General features: G+C 67.3%; 18 protein-coding genes. 6 read left to right on the top strand and 12 right to left on the bottom strand.

Going from position 1 to position 15,180, the window contains the following annotated elements; genetic code table 11:
* Window positions 1-52: 52 nt before the first annotated feature.
* The 4 genes from ASE95_RS07895 to ASE95_RS07880 form a co-directional block, all read right to left on the bottom strand.
* Window positions 53-1,342 (bottom strand): adenylosuccinate synthase, encoded by a 1,290-nt coding sequence (locus ASE95_RS07895; RefSeq protein ID WP_056634186.1) that lies wholly within the window; start codon window positions 1,340-1,342, stop codon window positions 53-55.
* Between the two features lie 155 nt (window positions 1,343-1,497).
* Window positions 1,498-2,598: an ATP phosphoribosyltransferase regulatory subunit gene (locus ASE95_RS07890; protein ID WP_056634183.1), complete on the bottom strand. Its 1,101-nt coding sequence runs from the start codon at window positions 2,596-2,598 to the stop codon at window positions 1,498-1,500.
* A 40-nt stretch (window positions 2,599-2,638) separates the two neighbouring features.
* A complete protein-coding gene (serA, locus tag ASE95_RS07885; protein ID WP_056634180.1) occupies window positions 2,639-4,216 on the bottom strand; it encodes a phosphoglycerate dehydrogenase in 1,578 nt (525 codons plus the stop codon).
* A 96-nt stretch (window positions 4,217-4,312) separates the two neighbouring features.
* A complete protein-coding gene (locus ASE95_RS07880; RefSeq protein ID WP_056634177.1) occupies window positions 4,313-5,464 on the bottom strand; it encodes a phosphoserine transaminase in 1,152 nt (383 codons plus the stop codon).
* Window positions 5,465-5,635: 171 nt separating this feature from the next.
* Here ASE95_RS07880 and ASE95_RS07875 point away from each other — a divergent pair, with 171 nt between their 5' ends.
* Both ASE95_RS07875 and ASE95_RS07870 read left to right on the top strand, forming a co-directional pair.
* Window positions 5,636-6,289 (top strand): extensin family protein, encoded by a 654-nt coding sequence (locus tag ASE95_RS07875; protein ID WP_056635933.1) that lies wholly within the window; start codon window positions 5,636-5,638, stop codon window positions 6,287-6,289.
* A gap of 38 nt (window positions 6,290-6,327) precedes the next feature.
* On the top strand, window positions 6,328-7,227 hold the full coding sequence (locus ASE95_RS07870; protein WP_056634174.1) for an LOG family protein: 900 nt from the start codon (window positions 6,328-6,330) through the stop codon (window positions 7,225-7,227).
* Window positions 7,228-7,407: 180 nt separating this feature from the next.
* On the opposite strand, the gene ASE95_RS07865 is transcribed toward ASE95_RS07870, so the two are convergent.
* Genes ASE95_RS07865 through recQ form a run of 3 tightly spaced genes read right to left on the bottom strand, consistent with a single transcriptional unit; the run spans window position 7,408 to window position 10,064 of the window.
* The gene (locus ASE95_RS07865) at window positions 7,408-7,836 is read right to left on the bottom strand and encodes a hypothetical protein (protein WP_056634171.1); all 429 of its coding nucleotides are present in this window, start codon (window positions 7,834-7,836) and stop codon (window positions 7,408-7,410) included.
* A complete protein-coding gene (locus ASE95_RS07860) occupies window positions 7,814-8,242 on the bottom strand; it encodes a TIGR01244 family sulfur transferase (RefSeq protein WP_056634168.1) in 429 nt (142 codons plus the stop codon). The genes ASE95_RS07865 and ASE95_RS07860 overlap by 23 nt, the downstream gene beginning before the upstream one ends.
* A gap of 46 nt (window positions 8,243-8,288) precedes the next feature.
* Window positions 8,289-10,064, bottom strand: coding sequence for a DNA helicase RecQ (gene recQ / locus ASE95_RS07855; RefSeq protein WP_056635931.1), 1,776 nt, complete (start codon window positions 10,062-10,064; stop codon window positions 8,289-8,291).
* 105 nt (window positions 10,065-10,169) lie between these two features.
* Here recQ and ASE95_RS17605 point away from each other — a divergent pair, with 105 nt between their 5' ends.
* On the top strand, window positions 10,170-10,340 hold the full coding sequence (locus ASE95_RS17605) for a hypothetical protein (RefSeq protein ID WP_156347933.1): 171 nt from the start codon (window positions 10,170-10,172) through the stop codon (window positions 10,338-10,340).
* Window positions 10,337-10,615: a GNAT family N-acetyltransferase gene (locus ASE95_RS07850; protein WP_056634165.1), complete on the top strand. Its 279-nt coding sequence runs from the start codon at window positions 10,337-10,339 to the stop codon at window positions 10,613-10,615. The genes ASE95_RS17605 and ASE95_RS07850 overlap by 4 nt, the downstream gene beginning before the upstream one ends.
* A gap of 65 nt (window positions 10,616-10,680) precedes the next feature.
* On the opposite strand, the gene ASE95_RS07845 is transcribed toward ASE95_RS07850, so the two are convergent.
* From ASE95_RS07845 to ASE95_RS07830, 4 genes are all read right to left on the bottom strand, one after another.
* Window positions 10,681-12,837 carry a M3 family metallopeptidase gene (locus ASE95_RS07845; RefSeq protein ID WP_056634163.1) on the bottom strand — a complete coding sequence of 719 codons (2,157 nt, stop codon included), beginning with the start codon at window positions 12,835-12,837 and terminating at the stop codon, window positions 10,681-10,683.
* 97 nt (window positions 12,838-12,934) lie between these two features.
* Entirely contained in the window at window positions 12,935-13,120 is a 186-nt protein-coding gene (locus ASE95_RS07840) for a DUF1328 domain-containing protein (RefSeq protein ID WP_056634159.1), read from the bottom strand.
* A gap of 35 nt (window positions 13,121-13,155) precedes the next feature.
* Window positions 13,156-13,653, bottom strand: coding sequence for a Dps family protein (locus ASE95_RS07835; RefSeq protein ID WP_056634156.1), 498 nt, complete (start codon window positions 13,651-13,653; stop codon window positions 13,156-13,158).
* A gap of 80 nt (window positions 13,654-13,733) precedes the next feature.
* Window positions 13,734-14,009, bottom strand: coding sequence for a hypothetical protein (locus ASE95_RS07830; protein ID WP_156347932.1), 276 nt, complete (start codon window positions 14,007-14,009; stop codon window positions 13,734-13,736).
* Window positions 14,010-14,171: 162 nt separating this feature from the next.
* Here ASE95_RS07830 and rpmG point away from each other — a divergent pair, with 162 nt between their 5' ends.
* Window positions 14,172-14,339 carry a 50S ribosomal protein L33 gene (gene rpmG / locus ASE95_RS07825; RefSeq protein WP_022687989.1) on the top strand — a complete coding sequence of 56 codons (168 nt, stop codon included), beginning with the start codon at window positions 14,172-14,174 and terminating at the stop codon, window positions 14,337-14,339.
* A gap of 130 nt (window positions 14,340-14,469) precedes the next feature.
* Here the strand turns inward: rpmG and ASE95_RS07820 are convergent, their stop codons facing one another.
* Window positions 14,470-14,832: a response regulator gene (locus tag ASE95_RS07820; protein ID WP_056634148.1), complete on the bottom strand. Its 363-nt coding sequence runs from the start codon at window positions 14,830-14,832 to the stop codon at window positions 14,470-14,472.
* A 37-nt stretch (window positions 14,833-14,869) separates the two neighbouring features.
* Between ASE95_RS07820 and ASE95_RS07815 the strand changes: the two genes are divergently transcribed.
* Window positions 14,870-15,148, top strand: a complete 279-nt coding sequence (locus ASE95_RS07815) for a DUF3572 family protein (protein WP_056634143.1) — start codon at window positions 14,870-14,872, stop codon at window positions 15,146-15,148.
* Window positions 15,149-15,180 lie beyond the last annotated feature (32 nt).

Genomic DNA, 15,180 nt, shown 5'->3' with positions numbered 1-15,180 from the left:
TTTTTCTTTGTCCCGACGTCGAATAGCGTCACTTGGCCCAAGGCATCGCAGTTCAGTCGGCGAACGGATCCCGGACCAGGATCGTGTCGGCACGCTCCGGACTGGTCGATACCAGCGCCACCGGGCACCGGATCAACTCCTCGATACGACGGATGTACTTGATCGCCTGCGCGGGCAGGTCGGCCCAGCTACGCGCCCCGGCGGTCGATCCCTGCCATCCCTCGATCGTTTCATAGACCGGCTCGACCAGCGCCTGATCGGCGGCATGGGTCGGGAAGTAGTCCAGCACCTCGCTGCGAAGGCGATAACCGGTGCAGATCTTCACCTCGTCGAACCCGTCCAGCACATCGATCTTGGTCAGCGCGATCCCGGTGATGCCGCCGACTGCCGCGGACTGGCGCACCAGCACCGCATCGAACCAGCCGCAACGCCGCTTGCGCCCGGTGACGGTGCCGAATTCATGACCCCGCACGCCCAGCCGCTCGCCGGTGTCGTCCTCCAGCTCGGTCGGAAACGGCCCCGATCCGACGCGGGTGGTATAGGCCTTGGCGATCCCCAGCACGAAACCGACGGCGGACGGTCCCAGCCCGGATCCCCCCGCCGCACTGCCGGCGATGGTGTTGGAAGAGGTGACGAACGGATAGGTGCCGTGATCGATGTCGAGCAACACGCCTTGTGCGCCCTCGAACAGGATGCGCTTGCCGGCTTCCTTGGCGACGTTCAGGTCGCGCCACACCGGCCGCGCGAACGGTAGCACGAAGCCGGCGATCTCGCGCAATTCGGCCACTAGCCGTGCGCGGTCGATCGGCGGCTCGCCAAAGCCGGCGCGCAGCGCATCGTGATGCGCCGTCAGTCGATCGAGCTGCGGCCCGAGATCGTCGAGATGCGCCAGGTCGCACACGCGGATCGCGCGGCGGCCCACCTTGTCCTCATACGCCGGACCGATTCCCCGCCGTGTCGTACCGATCTTCCCTGCCCCGCTCGCATCCTCGCGCAGACCATCGAGATCGCGGTGGAACGGCAGGATCAGCGCGCAATTGTCGGCGATGCGCAACGTCTCCGGCGTCGCGGTCACGCCCTGCGCGCCCAGCCGCTCGATCTCCGCCTTCAGCGCCCAGGGATCCAGCACCACGCCGTTGCCGATTACCGACGGCGTGCCGCGCACGATGCCGGAGGGCAGCAGCGACAGTTTGTACACGTTCTCGCCGACGACCAGCGTGTGACCGGCGTTATGCCCGCCCTGGAAACGGACGACCATGTCGGCGCGCTCGGCCAGCCAGTCGACGATCTTGCCCTTGCCCTCGTCGCCCCATTGCGCGCCGATGACTGCCACATTTGCCATGGATGCGATTCCCCGCCTGCCGCTGCGAACCCGCGCGCCCTTCGACAGGACTCGGCACGCGGGCGGTTCAGGAATGTCGGTGGCGCGGGTAGCCGCGCGGTCGCATCAGGTCAACCGGCAGCGGCGCTCGACCGTACGCCGCGCGTCGCCCGCCCTTATAAAGAGCGCGCGTGCCCGTCCGCGAACAGATGCGTGCAAACCTGCGCCTCGGGCGTGTCGCCGGCATCGAGCGCAGCAACCGTCACCCAGCCCGCCGCACGCAACGAAGCGCCATCCGCCGCCGCGGTCCCATATGGCAGGAACAGCCGCCGCCGTGCGCCCGCCGGCTGCTCCCCAACCAGCCGGTCGGCGTAGAGCGAGAAGCCGGTAGCGGTTTCCTCGGCCGCGTTCTCGTGCACCACCACATAGGTGCCGCCGCGACCGATCTCGCCGACCGACGCCCCGCCGAACAGCGAAAAGCCGAGCCACGTCTGATATTCGAAGCCATGCCGCTCGGTCGGGTCGAGCGTCATCGTCACCCCGTCGCCCAGCGCGCCCGCGATCGCATCCAGCCCGTCGAGCCGCGAAGCGAGCACCCCCTCCCGGTCGAACGCACGCATCCGCGCCAGCGCCTGCCCGAACGGGCCGGCGGCCTCGATCAGCGGCAGGTATTCGGGTGCGATCTGCGCCACCGCGCCGGCATCCTTGGCGTCAAGCCGCTGGCGCAGGTCGTCCAGCCGACCGGCATCGACCGGCAACGGACCGGCGGCCAGCGTGTCGACCAGATCGGGCAGCGTGAAATCGATCGATGGTTGCGCGACACCCGCTGCGGCCAGCGCGTCGATCGCGACTGTGACCACTTCCTGCGCGGCGGCGACCGAATCAAGCCCGAACAGTTCCGCACCGATCTGCCGCGTCTCGCGCGCCGGGGACAATTGGCTGGCCCGCAGCTTCAGCACCGGGCCGGCATAGCTCAACCGCACGGGGCGCGGGTGATGCGCCATGCGCGTCGCCGCGATCCTCGCTACCTGCGCGGTCAGGTCGGGACGGATCGCCAGCGTCCGCTGCGACACCGGATCGACGAAGCGCACCGCATCGTGCAACGCACCGGCCTTCAGCCGCGTGCCCAGCGCCTCCGCGAACTCGGCCAGCGGCGGATCGACCCGCTCGTATCCATGTGCATGGATCGCGGCGAGCACCCGCGCCTCGATCGCCGCAGCGGCATCGGCGAAGGGCGGGAGGCGGTCACGAAGACCTTCGGGGAGGAGCGCGGTCATGTCAGCCCTCTGCCGTGCGGGCGGAGGGCTGACAACCATTTCAGAACGACAGGCCCATCGCGGTCTTCACGCCAGGCAGCGCCTTGACCTGCGCCAGCAACCCGGCGTCGACCGGCTGATCGACGCTCAGCAGCAGCACCGCCTCGCCGCCTGCATCGCGGCGCCCCAGGTGGAAGGTGCCGATGTTGACGCCCGCCTCGCCCAGCAGCGTGCCGATCCGACCGATGAAGCCCGGCGCATCCTCGTTGACGACGTACAGCATCGCGCCGGTCAGGTCGGCCTCGACCTTGATCCCGAACAGCTCGACCAGCCGCGGCGCCGAATCACCGAACAGCGTGCCCGCCACCGACCGCTCGCCATCGGCGGTGCGCACCGCGACGCGCAGCAGCGTGTGATAATCGCCCTCGCGCTCGGTGCGGATCTCACGCACTTCCATGCCGCGGTCGCGCGCCAGCACCGGCGCGTTGACCATGTTCACCGTGTCGGTCTGCTGGCGGAGGAACCCGGTCAGCACCGCGCTGGTCAACGGCTTCGGGTTCAGGTCCGCCGCCGCACCTTCGCGATGGATCGAGATGCGGTCGATCGCACCGGTCGCAAGCTGCCCGACCAGCGAGCCGAGCTTTTCCGCCAGCCCCATGTACGGGCGCAGCTTGGGCGCTTCCTCCGCCGACAGGCTGGGCACGTTCAGCGCGTTCGTGACGCCGCCCGACACCAGATAGTCGGCCATCTGCTCGGCGACCTGGATCGCCACGTTCACCTGCGCCTCGGTGGTCGACGCGCCCAGATGCGGGGTGGAGATGAAGTTGGGCGTACCGAACAACGGGCTGTCCTTGGCCGGCTCGCTGACGAACACGTCCAGCGCCGCGCCCGCGATGTGCCCGGAATCGAGCCCTTCCTTCAGCGCCGCCTCGTCGATCAACCCGCCGCGCGCGCAATTGACGATCCGCACGCCCTTTCTGGTCTTGGCGAGATTTTCCGCCGACAGGATGTTGCGCGTCTGGTCGGTCAGCGGCGTGTGCAGCGTGATGAAATCGGCGCGCGCCAGCAGTTCGTCCAGCGTCACCTTGGTCACGCCCAGTTCCACCGCGCGCTCCTCGGTCAGGAACGGATCGAACGCCACGACCTTCATCTTCAGGCCCAGCGCCCGGTCGGCGACGATCGAACCGATGTTGCCCGCGCCGATCAGCCCCAGCGTCTTGGCGGTCATCTCGACCCCCATGAAGCGATTCTTCTCCCACTTGCCGGCCTGCGTCGAGGCGTCGGCCTCGGGCAGTTGGCGCGCGAGCGCGAACATCAGCGCGATGGCGTGTTCGGCGGTGGTGATCGAGTTGCCGAACGGGGTGTTCATCACGACGACGCCCTTCGACGACGCGGCGGGGATGTCGACATTGTCGACGCCGATCCCGGCGCGGCCCACCACCTTCAGGTTGGTGGCATGGTCGAGGATGTCCTTGGTGACCTTGGTCGAACTGCGGATCGCCAGGCCGTCATACTGGCCGATGATCGCCTTCAGCTCGTCGGGGGTCTTGCCGGTGATCTCGTCCACCTCGACCCCGCGTTCGCGGAAGATCTCGGCAGCGCGCGGGTCCATCTTGTCGGAAATCAGTACCTTGGGCATATTTCACCTCGTCGTCCCGGCATCGGCAGGGATCTCGTGCCGCGCGGGCACGCCATGTGGGGAAACCCCGGCCTGCGCCGGGGTAACGGCAATTCGTCAGCCGGCCTTCGCCGTTGCATAGGCCCAGTCGAGCCACGGCCCGAGCGCCTCGACGTCGGCGGTGTCGACGGTCGCGCCGCACCAGATGCGCAAGCCCGGCGGTGCGTCGCGATAGCCGCCGATGTCGAGCGCCGCACCCTCGGCCTCCAGCAGCGAGACCATCTTCTTGATGACGGCCTCATCCGCATCCACCGTCAGGCACACGCTGGTCTTCGACCGCGATGCCGGGTCGGCGGCGAGATGCCCGAGCCAGTCGCGTTCCGCCACGATCCGGTCGAGCGCCGCGGCATTGGCGTCGGAGCGTGCGATCAAACCGCGCTCACCCAGCCCCTTGGCCCATTCCAGCGACCAGATCGCATCCTCGACCGCCAGCATCGACGGTGTGTTGATCGTCTCGCCCTTGAACACGCCCTCGGTCAGCTTGCCCTTGCTGACCAGGCGGAACACCTTCGGCAACGGCCACGCCGGCGTGTAGGTTTCCAGCCGCTCGACGGCGCGCGGGCCGAGGATCAGCACGCCGTGCCCGCCCTCGCCGCCCAGCACCTTCTGCCAGCTGAACGTCGCGACGTCGATCTTGTCCCACGGCAGGTCGTAGGCGAACACGCCGGACGTAGCGTCGGCGAACGACAATCCCTCGCGATCGGCGGGGATGAAGTCGCCGTTGGGCACGCGCACGCCGCTGGTCGTGCCGTTCCACGTGAACAGCACATCGCTGGTCCAGTCGATCGCGTCGAGATCGGGCAGCTGGCCGTAATCGGCACGCACGACGGCCGGGTCGATCTTCAGCTGCTTGACCGCGTCGGTCACCCAGCCTTCGCCGAAGCTCTCCCACGCCAATGCGGTGACCGGGCGCGCGCCCAGCATCGTCCACATCGCCATCTCGAACGCGCCGGTGTCGGAACCGGGCACGATGCCGATGCGGTGCGTATCGGGAAGGTTGAGCAACTCACGCATCAGGTCGATGCAATATTGCAGGCGCTGCTTGCCCAGCTTCGAGCGGTGCGAACGTCCCAGGACGTCGGTCGCGAGCTTGGCGGGGTCATAGCCCGGCGGCTTCGCGCAAGGGCCGGATGAAAAATGCGGCCGCGCCGGTTTGGTGGCGGGCTTGGCCGGCGCAATGGTGGCGTCGGCGGCGTTCGAATCAGTCATGTCTGCCTCTCCTCACAGAGAGCACGCGCGGCGTTGGGACCGCGTGGCCCGTCGACGGCCCTAGCGATATGCCCGGCCCGTGACAACATGGATTATCCGATCACCGTGTGGGGGGCCCTCTTCGTCTCCGTCGCGCTTGCGATATCCGCAGGCCTGTCGCAGACGATTTCCATGCGGAACGCGACGATTGGCGGGGGCATCGCGATATTGCTCGCACTCGCCGCGTGCGGCCGGACCGAGCGTCCCGCCGCATCCACGCAACGCGCGCGCGTCGAACTGCCGTCCGCGCGCCAGACGCGGCAATGCCTCGCCGACCTGCGTGCGCTGGGCGTCGATTTCCAGCCGCTGCCGGACAAGGATTTCGGCGGCGGCTGCGCGCTGACCGGCACGGTCAAGCTGCTCGATATCGGCGTGCCGACCGCGAATCTGGGGGCGGTGCGGTGCGGACAGGCACGCGCCTATGCCGCATGGGCGCGCAACGGCGTGGCCCCTGCGGCCTATCAGATCCTCGGATCGGAATTGTCCCGCGTCGTCACGATGGGCAGCTACGCCTGCCGCAACACCGTCGGCACACGCGGTCCGGCACGTCGCTCCGGCCACGCCATCGCCAATGCGATCGATATCGGCGCGTTCGAGCTGAAGGACGGTCGGCGGATCTCGATCCTGCGCGACTGGAACGCCGCCGATCCCGACGTGCGTCGCTTCCTGCGCACCGTCCACACCTCCGCATGCCGGCGTTTCGGCACCGTGCTGTCGCCCGACTATAACGCCGTCCACCGCGACCATCTGCACCTGGAGGACGACGGCGCGCGCTTCTGCCGCTAAGCTTGCGGCGACCTTCGCGCCGCCCTATCTCGACGCGAATGAGCGATACCCGCGTACCCAGCCGCGTCTTCCCGCGCGCCAAGCAGGATGCAGAGGTCGCCAAGACCAGCATCTCGACCCCGCAGACCGAAAGCCCGGCGTACAGCCTTGCCTTCCAGGACATGGACTTCCTGCTGCGAGAGGATCTGCGTCCGGTCCGCTTCCAGCTCGAACTGCTCAAGACGCAGCTGATCCTCGATCAGGCGCATATCGGTTCGACCTTCGTCTTCTACGGTTCGGCACGCATCCCGGAACCGGCCAAGGCGCAGGCGCTGCTCGATCTCGCCACCGACGACAAGAGCCGCCGCATCGCCGAGCGACTGGTGGCGAAAAGCAAATATTACGACATGGCGCGCGAGCTGGCGCAACTCTGCTCGAACTTCCCGCGCGACGAAGCGGGCAAACGCCACTTCGTGGTGTGTTCGGGTGGTGGCCCCTCGATCATGGAGGCCGCGAACCGCGGCGCGGCGGACGTCCATGCCGAATCGATCGGGCTGAACATCGTCCTGCCGCACGAACAGGCGCCCAACCCCTACGTGACCCCGGCGCTCAGCACGCAATTCCACTATTTCGCGCTGCGCAAGATGCATTTCCTGCTCCACGCCCGCGCGCTGGCCGCTTTCCCAGGCGGCTTCGGGACGTTCGACGAGCTGTTCGAATTGCTCACGCTGATTCAGACCGGCAAGATCGAACCGATGCCGGTGCTGCTGTTCGGGCGCGAATTCTGGGAACGCGTCGTCAATTTCGAGGCGCTGGTCGAGGAGGGCGTGGTGTCCGAACGCGACCTTGGCATCTTCCGCTATGTCGAGAGCGCCGCCGAGGGCTGGGCCGTCGTGCAACAATTCTATCGCGATCGGAAGGCTCGTCGCGAAGCGGAGGGTGCCGCGCCGGCCAAATAGGCACATACGGCGGTCGCGACGCTTGCCCAACATGGCGGGGAAGCGCCGCCGTCAGAACCACCGACACCCAGGACCATCGACATCAGGTGAGGCCGTCATTCCCGATCTGATCCACGGCCGGGCTATGCGGCGGGCCGCGGAATGCCGGCTGAACGGAACGCCCCCTCACCCACAGGCGCTTTAGGCGTGAGTAACGAGCGCCGCCGGCTCATCTACGATCACCGCCGGTTCGCGCTGCATCAACGGCGGCATGCCCAGTCGGCGGATGTCGATCGCGGTCAGGCGATTGAGCAGCACCGTGCCGAGCCGCCGGTCGCGCGTTTCGACCAGGATACCGCCCTCCACCAACCTCAACATCGGCCATTGTACCTCACGTGCGCGCACCCGTGCGCCATCGACCCGGACCAGCGCGATCCGACCGCGACGATCGATCGTCAGCGCCGCCTGCCCGTCGTCGGCGATCGCCGCATCGAAGGCATGAAACCCCGGCAGCGCTTCGGCGACGGCGGTCAGCGCTTCCTCGACGGTGTGGATCAATCGCTCCGTCCGGCCGAAGCCGAACAGCGCCCCCAGCCGCACCGCCGCCTCAGCCGCCGCGCGCCACCGCATCCAGTGCCGGGCGCAATCCGCCGAGGTCGTAGCCGGCCTGCGCCGCCTTGCCGGTCAGCGCCGCGGCGTCGTCGCCCCGCGCGGCGCGCGCCAGGGCCCACAGGTTGCACGATCGCGTGCCCGAGCGACAATAGGCCAGCACCGGCCCGTCCGCAGCCGACAAAGCGGCGGCCATCGCATCGACCTGCGCGCGGGAGAAGCCGCCCGGCGCGATCGGGATCGCGGTATAGGCCAGCCCGGCCGCTTCCGCCGCGATGCGAATCGCATCGCCGTCCGGCTGGCCGCGCTCTTCGCCATCGGGGCGATTGTTGACGATCGCGACATAGCCGGCGGCCGCGATCGCGGGAACGTCGTCGGGGGTGATCTGCGGGGCGACCGCGATCGTTTCATCCAGGGGGCGAAGCATGGCCGCGACCGTAGCAATGTACGTCGCGCACGTCAGCCGGAAACGATCATCCGTGGTTGCGAAGCGTATCGAGGAACGCCTGCCCATAGGCGTCGAGCTTGCGCTGCCCGATCCCCGCGATCCGCCCCAGCGCCATCAACGATGTCGGCCGCAGCGCCGCCATCTCGCGCAGCGCCGAATCGTGAAAGATCACGTAAGGTGGCACGCCCGCTTCCTTGGCCAGCTCGCGCCGGGTGACGCGCAGCGCCTCGAACAACGGATCGTCCGCCGGACTGCCCGCTCCGCCGCCTGACCCGCCACGCCGCCGCCGCTCGCGCTTCGGTGGCTCGACCAGCGGCAGCGTCGCCTCGCCCTTCAGCAGCGCGCGCGCCGCGGGGCCGAATTCCAGCCCACCGTGTGGATTGGTGCGCAGCGCATCCTTCAGCAGCAACGCACGCCCGACCGGCTTCAGCATCGCCGTTTCGTCGCCGGAGACGATGTTCCAGACCGTCAGCGCCTCGTGCCCGTTCATCAGGCTGCGCTCGCTCGACTTGCCGGTCAGCACTTCCTCGATATAGGTCGCGCCGAACATCTGCCCGGTGCGGAACACCGCCGAAAGGTATTTGCGCGCCGTTTCGGTCGCGTCGATCGCCGCAGGGGGCGACAGGCAATTGTCGCAATTGCCGCATGTCTCCGCCGGATGCTCGCCGAAATGGCGCAGCAGGATCGCGCGGCGACACCCCGCCGTCTCGACCAGCGCACCCAGTGCGGCCAGCCGCTGGCGTTCGCCGGGCTGGCGCTGCGCCTCGACCTCGCCGATCCGCTGCCGGGCACGCGCGAAATCCTCCGCACCCCAGAACAGATGCGCCACCGCCGGGTCGCCGTCGCGCCCGGCGCGGCCGGTTTCCTGATAATAGGCTTCGATCGACTTGGGCAGCCCGGCATGCGCGACGAAGCGGACGTCGGGCTTGTCGATGCCCATCCCGAACGCCACCGTCGCGCACATCACCATATCCTCGGACGCCACGAAATCGGCCTGGTTGCGCGCGCGCACCGCCGGGTCCAGTCCGGCGTGATAGGCGCGCGCCGGGCGACCGGTCAGCTGCCCGAGCTGCGCGGCGAGCTTCTCGGTCGCGGCGCGTGTCTGGACGTAGACGATCCCCGGACCCGGCGTGTCGCGGATGACGTCGGCGATCTGCCGCGTGCTGTTGTCCTTCGGACGGATCGCGTAACGGATGTTGGGCCGGTCGAACCCAGCGACGATCATCCCGTCGTGCGGGATGCCGAGCTGTTCGAGAATGTCGGCGCGCGTATGCGCGTCGGCGGTCGCGGTCAGCGCCAGCCGCGGCACGTCCGCGAACGTGTCGAGCAACGGCCGCAGCAACCGATAGTCTGGGCGGAAATCATGCCCCCATTCGCTGACGCAATGCGCCTCGTCGATCGCGAACAGCGCCGGGCGACCCCGCGTCAGCAGGTCGCGGAACTCCGCGGTGGAGGCGCGCTCCGGCGCAACGTAGAGCAGGTCCAGATCGCCATCCAGATAGCGCCCGCGCGTCTCGGCCCGGTTTTCATCGACACTGGTCAGCGTGGCGGCGCGCAGACCCACTGCGGTCGCGGCACGCAGCTGGTCGTGCATCAGCGCGATCAGCGGGCTGACGACCACGCACGTCCCGTCCAGCATCGCCGAGGGCAGTTGATAGCACAGCGACTTGCCGGCCCCGGTCGGCATCACCGCCAGCGTGCGCTCACCCGCCAGCACGCGCGTCACCACCTGCTCCTGCACGCCGCGGAACGCAGGGAAGCCGAAGATGCGGTGAAGATCGGGAAGCGGGTCGCGCGCCATGTTCATCGGTGCACCTAGGCGTGCGGGCGCGGCTCCGCAACCGCAGGGCGGAACGCGCGCGGCGGTCGCGCGTAATGCGCTGACCTCACTTTTCGAAAGCTCGCGATGCGCTTCCGGCCGAATCTCGCCCTGTTCACCTTCGCCACCGCGACGATCCTGTCGGGATGCGAGCGTCGCACCCCCGAAACCGAAAACCGCGCCGACAAGCCGCGTCCGATCGCACCGGCCGCCAGGGGCGTTGACGCGCCACCCGAGGCACCGGCAGCAGCGCGATGACGGTGGAGCGCGTCCGCGACAATCGGTCGGAGCAGGAGTTCACGCTGACGATCGGCGACCATCGTGCGGTCGCCGCCTATCAGCAGGAAGGTGACACGATCGTCTTCACCCACACGGTCGTACCGCCTGAAATCGAAGGCCGCGGCGTCGGCACCAAGCTGGTGCATGGCGCGCTGGACCTGGTGCGCGACCGCGGGCTGAAGGTGGTGCCGCAATGCCGCTTCGTGCGGTCGTACATCGAAAAGCATCCGGAAATGCGCGACCTGCTGGCATAGGCCGCACCGTTCTTCGCCCATGCGGGCGAGGCGATCCGGATCGCCTCGCCCGCCAGCGATATCGCTTATTCCGCCGCGACGCGGCTGCCGTCGGCATTCAGGCCGAGATCGCGTAGCAGCGGCGCCACTTCCGGATCCTTGCCGTTGAAGGCCCGGAACATCGGCGCATACTCCTCGGTGTGTCCCTTGGACAGGATCATGTCGCGGAAACGCTGTCCGTTGGCGCGCGTCAGCCCACCGTGATTCTCGAACCAGGCATAGGCATTGGCGTCGAGCATCTTGGTCCATTGATAGGCGTAATAGCCCGCCGAATAGCCGTTGCCCCAGATGTGCAGGAAGTAGCTGGAGCGATAACGCGGCGGCACGTCGTCGGTCTGCAGCCCGGTCGCGGCCAGCGCCTTCTTCTCGAACGCATCGGCATCCTGCCGCCCGGCGGTGGCCGGCAGCGAGTGCCAGCTCATGTCCAGTTCCGATGCGGCCAGCGCCTGCCCGAACGTATTGCCGGTGTTGAACGCCGATGCGCGCTTGATCTTGGCAACCAGCGCGGGCGGGATCACCTGTCCCTGCCGGTTGACGGCGTAATGCGGCAGCACCTTCGGATCGAGCGCCCAATGCTCGTTGAACTGCGACGGGAACTCCACGAAGTCGCGCGCGGTATTGGTGCCCGACACCGATGGGTAGGTCTGGTTCGCGAACAGGCCGTGCAGCGCATGACCGAATTCGTGGAACATCGTCACTACGTCGTCGAAGGTGATGAGCGCGGGCTGCCCCGCAGCTGGCTTGGCGAAATTGCCGACGTTGTAGATTACCGGCTTGGTGCCGAGCAGCTTCGACTGGTTGACGAAGTTCGACATCCACGCGCCGCCGTTCTTGTTGTCGCGCTTGAAATAGTCGAAATACATCAGTCCGATCGGCGTGCCATTTTCCTCCGATACTTCGTAGACCATCACGTCGGGCTGATAGACCGGCAGGTCGGTGCGCCGTTTGAACGTGATGCCGTACAGCTGGGTCGCGGCGTAAAAGACGCCGTCGGTCAGCACCTTGTTTATCTCGAAATACGGCTTCAGCTCGTCCTGGTTCAGGTCGTACTTCGCTTTGCGCAGCTTTTCGGCATACAGGTCCCAGTCCCATGGCTTCAGCGCGAAATCGCCGCCGTCCGCCTTGATCTGCGCTTGCAACTCGGCGGCTTCGCGGCGCTGTTCGGCACCGACCGGCTTGCCCAACTGCTGCATGAAGCCGAGCGCCGTTCTCGGGTTCTTCGCCATCTGGTCGGCCAGCACGTAATCGGCCCAGGTCGGGAAGCCGAGCAGCTTCGCCTTTTGCGCGCGCAGTTCGGCGATCTGGCTGATCGTCGCACGCGTATCGTTGGCGTCGCCCTTCTGCGCGCGCGACCAGCTGGCGTTGAACAGCGCCTCACGCGTCGCGCGATCGGTCAGCGATGCAAGCGCCGGCTGCTCGGTGGTGTTCTGCAGCGTCAGGACGAACTTGCCCGGCATCCCGCGCTCCGTGGCGGTGTTGGCGGCGGCGGCGATCTCCGCATCCGACAGCCCGGCCAGCTTCGCGCGATCGTCGACGACCAGCGCGCCCGCCTTCGCGGCGGCAAGCAGCTTTTGCTGGAAAGCGGTCTCCAGCGTCGACAGCTGCGCGTTCAGCGCGCTCAGCTTCACCTTTTCGGCGGGAGCCAGCTTCGCACCGGCGCGGACCATATTCTCATAGGTCAGCGTCAGCACCTGCAACTGCTCGGGCATGAGCTTCAACGTCGCCCGCGCATCGTACAGCGTGCTGATTCGCGCGAACAGCTGCGGGTTCAGCGCGATCGCATCCTGATGCGCGGCGAATTTGGGCGCCAGCGCCTCCTGCGCCTTTTGCAGCACGTCGTTGGTGTTGGCACCGTTCACGGCATAGAACGCCAATGCCGCGCGCTCCAGCAGGCGGCCGGACCGCTCCAGCGGGTCGATCGTGTTCTCGAAGGTCGGCGCGGATCGGGCCCGGACGATATTGGCCACTTCGGCGCGCTGCTCGGCCATGCCGGCCTCAAGCGCCGGCTGATAATCCGCGTCCTTGATGCGATCGAACGGCGGCGCGCCGAACGGGAGCGTGCTCGGCTTGGCGAACGGATTGCTCGCCGGCAACGACGGGGCCGTCTGTGCGGCGACGACGGAAGGTATCACGACAGAGGTGGTAATCGCCGTCAACGCAGCGGCGGCAAGGGACAGACGCATCGGAACTCCTCGGGAACATGACCTGCGTACGGTGATGCACCCGCGCGCAGGCCGGGGCAAGACAACCGCCTCGTCCCGATGCATGCTCGCCCGACGATCAGTCTATCGCGTCCTTCACCTTCTTGCCGGCGACCAACCCCAGCACGAGGAAGATCAGGAACAACGCCAGAACGACGAAGAACAGGATTTTGGCGATGCCGATGAAGGCGCCACCGAGGCTGCTGAAGCCGAGCACCCCGAGCACTAGCCCGGCAACGAGGAAGATGACGGCAAGTTTCAACATGATCGGCGCTCCTGCAATCGCACGTGGATGCTCGCTCAGCCCTTGCGGCTGGCCTCGAACAGGAACCAGGCGCGCTCCTCGGCCTGGTCGGTCCATTCGTCGACGATGCCGCTGGTCGCGTTGTCGCCGGCATCCTCGGACGCCTGCTTGACCTCGCGGAAACGCTCCACCAGCGTCAGATTGTCGTCGCGCAACTCCGCCAGCATGTCGCCGGCGTTCACGAAATCGCGGTCGTTGTCGGTGATCGACTGGCGACGTGAGATGTCACCGATCGACCGCAGCGTCGTATTGCCGGTCTTGCGCACCCGCTCTGCGATCGCATCGGTCACGCCCAGGATCTGTGCGGCCTGGTCGTCGAGCAGCAGGTGATAGTCGCGGAAATGCGGGCCGCTGACGTGCCAGTGGAAGTTCTTGGTCTTCAGGTACAGCGCATAGCTGTCCGCCAGTGCGGCGTTCAGCGCATCGGCCACGGTGCGCGTGTCGTTACGCGCCAGGTCGGTGGGGGTATCGAGGGCGGGGTTGGTTTCGGTCACGTGTCGCTCCGTGCAAATCAGATGTCACGGGCGAAACGATTGCCGCGCCGATTGGCTCCCCCGCCAGACTGCGTGGGCGCTCAGGCTGCGCGGCTCGAACCTTCCCCACGATCGCTGGCCACCGCCTCGCCCAGCAATCGCAGCCAGCGATGCACCGGTACGCCGCGTTCTCCCTTCACCAACGCCAGTCGCAGCTGATTCGCGACGTCGACCGCGACCGGCATATGATGCCGCTCGGCCAGCGCCTGGATGCGCGCGATGTCGGGAGCGAGTCGCGATGGCCCGGCGCGCCACTCGACAGCGGCGATCCGTGCACTCAACTCGGCGCGCACCGCGATGTAATCGTCATTGGTCATGACCATCATCTCCTTGGACAAGTCCCTAGACAGGAAACGGTTACCGGGCACTTAACCGCTCGGATGCTTGACTCCGCGGCTCGCTTGCGCCAAGCGCCCTCGCCTGACGCGGCAGGGAAAGCCTCTGCCGCATTTTTCGTTTTCAATCGCTAGGAACTGGTCATGGCAAAGCCGACCACCGTCAAGATCAAGCTCGTCAGCTCGGCCGACACCGGCTTCTTCTACGTCACGAAGAAGAACCCGCGCACCAAGACCGAGAAGCTGAGCTTCAACAAGTACGATCCCGTCGTGCGCAAGCACGTCGCGTTCAAGGAAGCCAAGATCAAGTGATCGTACGGATCGCGTAGCGATCGGTACGCCGTCCCGGTGCGAGCCGGGATCGGCGACGGAGACGCGTCGCGATCTGGATGGTGTGCCGATCGAAAGCCGCCCGCGCCTTGCGCCGGCGGCTTTTCCCACGTCAGGTCAGCGCCGCCACAGCGGCCATGAACCGTGCCAGCGTGATCGGCTTCGAGACATAGGCGTCCGCCCCCGCCGCGCGTAGTCGCTCCTCATCGTCGCGGCCGGAATAGGCGGTCACCGCCATCACCGGGATATGGCGCAGCGCCTCGTCCGCCTTGAACTGGAGCAGCAGTTCATAGCCGGTCACATGCGGCATCTGGATGTCCATCACCACCAGATCGGGGGCGAAGGCGCGCGCACGCTCCACCGCCTCGCGGCCGTCGCGCACCGGCTCCACCGCGAAGTCGTGCGCCCGCAACAGGTCGCAGAACAACTTCAGGTTGAGTTCGTTATCCTCGACAACGAGCACTCTTTTTGTCACGCGACGGGAACTCCCAGATGTTCGGCGACGGTAGATAATGGCACGCTACGATTCAAACCCGAACGACGCCGCGACATGCGCGCTCGATGCTTTATCCTTTATCCTTAACGATCCGTTACGTGCCGGCCGGTTTATCGACACGACGGGGCTTACCGTGGACAACCTGCGGGGAAGGCTGGAGGATCCATCCACGCTGGCGGCGATCCTCGTCTTCCTTGAGGCGCATGAGCCCGACCTGCTCGCCTGCGCGGAATCGATCGGCCGCAGCCCCGCGTCGCTGGTCGCTGCGGCCCGCACGCTGGAGCAGGCGGCGTGACGCGCCCGCTGCTGATCTGCGACTGCGACGAA

Source organism: Sphingomonas sp. Leaf231, from assembly GCF_001421995.1.
In the GTDB taxonomy this organism is placed as follows: domain Bacteria; phylum Pseudomonadota; class Alphaproteobacteria; order Sphingomonadales; family Sphingomonadaceae; genus Sphingomonas.
This window is presented reverse-complemented; position numbering and strand designations above follow the sequence as displayed.

Coding starts and splice junctions, on each gene's coding strand:
- ASE95_RS07875 (WP_056635933.1), top strand. CDS start 5,636: ATGCGGAACGCGACGATTGGCGGGGGCATCGCGATATTGCTCGCACTC.
- ASE95_RS07865 (WP_056634171.1), bottom strand. CDS start 7,836: ATGCGGTGGCGCGCGGCGGCTGAGGCGGCGGTGCGGCTGGGGGCGCTG.
- ASE95_RS07895 (WP_056634186.1), bottom strand. CDS start 1,342: ATGGCAAATGTGGCAGTCATCGGCGCGCAATGGGGCGACGAGGGCAAG.
- serA (WP_056634180.1), bottom strand. CDS start 4,216: ATGCCCAAGGTACTGATTTCCGACAAGATGGACCCGCGCGCTGCCGAG.
- ASE95_RS07840 (WP_056634159.1), bottom strand. CDS start 13,120: ATGTTGAAACTTGCCGTCATCTTCCTCGTTGCCGGGCTAGTGCTCGGG.
- ASE95_RS07880 (WP_056634177.1), bottom strand. CDS start 5,464: ATGACTGATTCGAACGCCGCCGACGCCACCATTGCGCCGGCCAAGCCC.
- ASE95_RS17605 (WP_156347933.1), top strand. CDS start 10,170: ATGCGCTTCCGGCCGAATCTCGCCCTGTTCACCTTCGCCACCGCGACG.
- recQ (WP_056635931.1), bottom strand. CDS start 10,064: ATGGCGCGCGACCCGCTTCCCGATCTTCACCGCATCTTCGGCTTCCCT.
- ASE95_RS07890 (WP_056634183.1), bottom strand. CDS start 2,598: ATGACCGCGCTCCTCCCCGAAGGTCTTCGTGACCGCCTCCCGCCCTTC.
- ASE95_RS07830 (WP_156347932.1), bottom strand. CDS start 14,009: ATGACCAATGACGATTACATCGCGGTGCGCGCCGAGTTGAGTGCACGG.
- ASE95_RS07815 (WP_056634143.1), top strand. CDS start 14,870: ATGGCACGCTACGATTCAAACCCGAACGACGCCGCGACATGCGCGCTC.
- rpmG (WP_022687989.1), top strand. CDS start 14,172: ATGGCAAAGCCGACCACCGTCAAGATCAAGCTCGTCAGCTCGGCCGAC.
- ASE95_RS07850 (WP_056634165.1), top strand. CDS start 10,337: ATGACGGTGGAGCGCGTCCGCGACAATCGGTCGGAGCAGGAGTTCACG.
- ASE95_RS07860 (WP_056634168.1), bottom strand. CDS start 8,242: ATGCTTCGCCCCCTGGATGAAACGATCGCGGTCGCCCCGCAGATCACC.
- ASE95_RS07870 (WP_056634174.1), top strand. CDS start 6,328: ATGAGCGATACCCGCGTACCCAGCCGCGTCTTCCCGCGCGCCAAGCAG.
- ASE95_RS07845 (WP_056634163.1), bottom strand. CDS start 12,837: ATGCGTCTGTCCCTTGCCGCCGCTGCGTTGACGGCGATTACCACCTCT.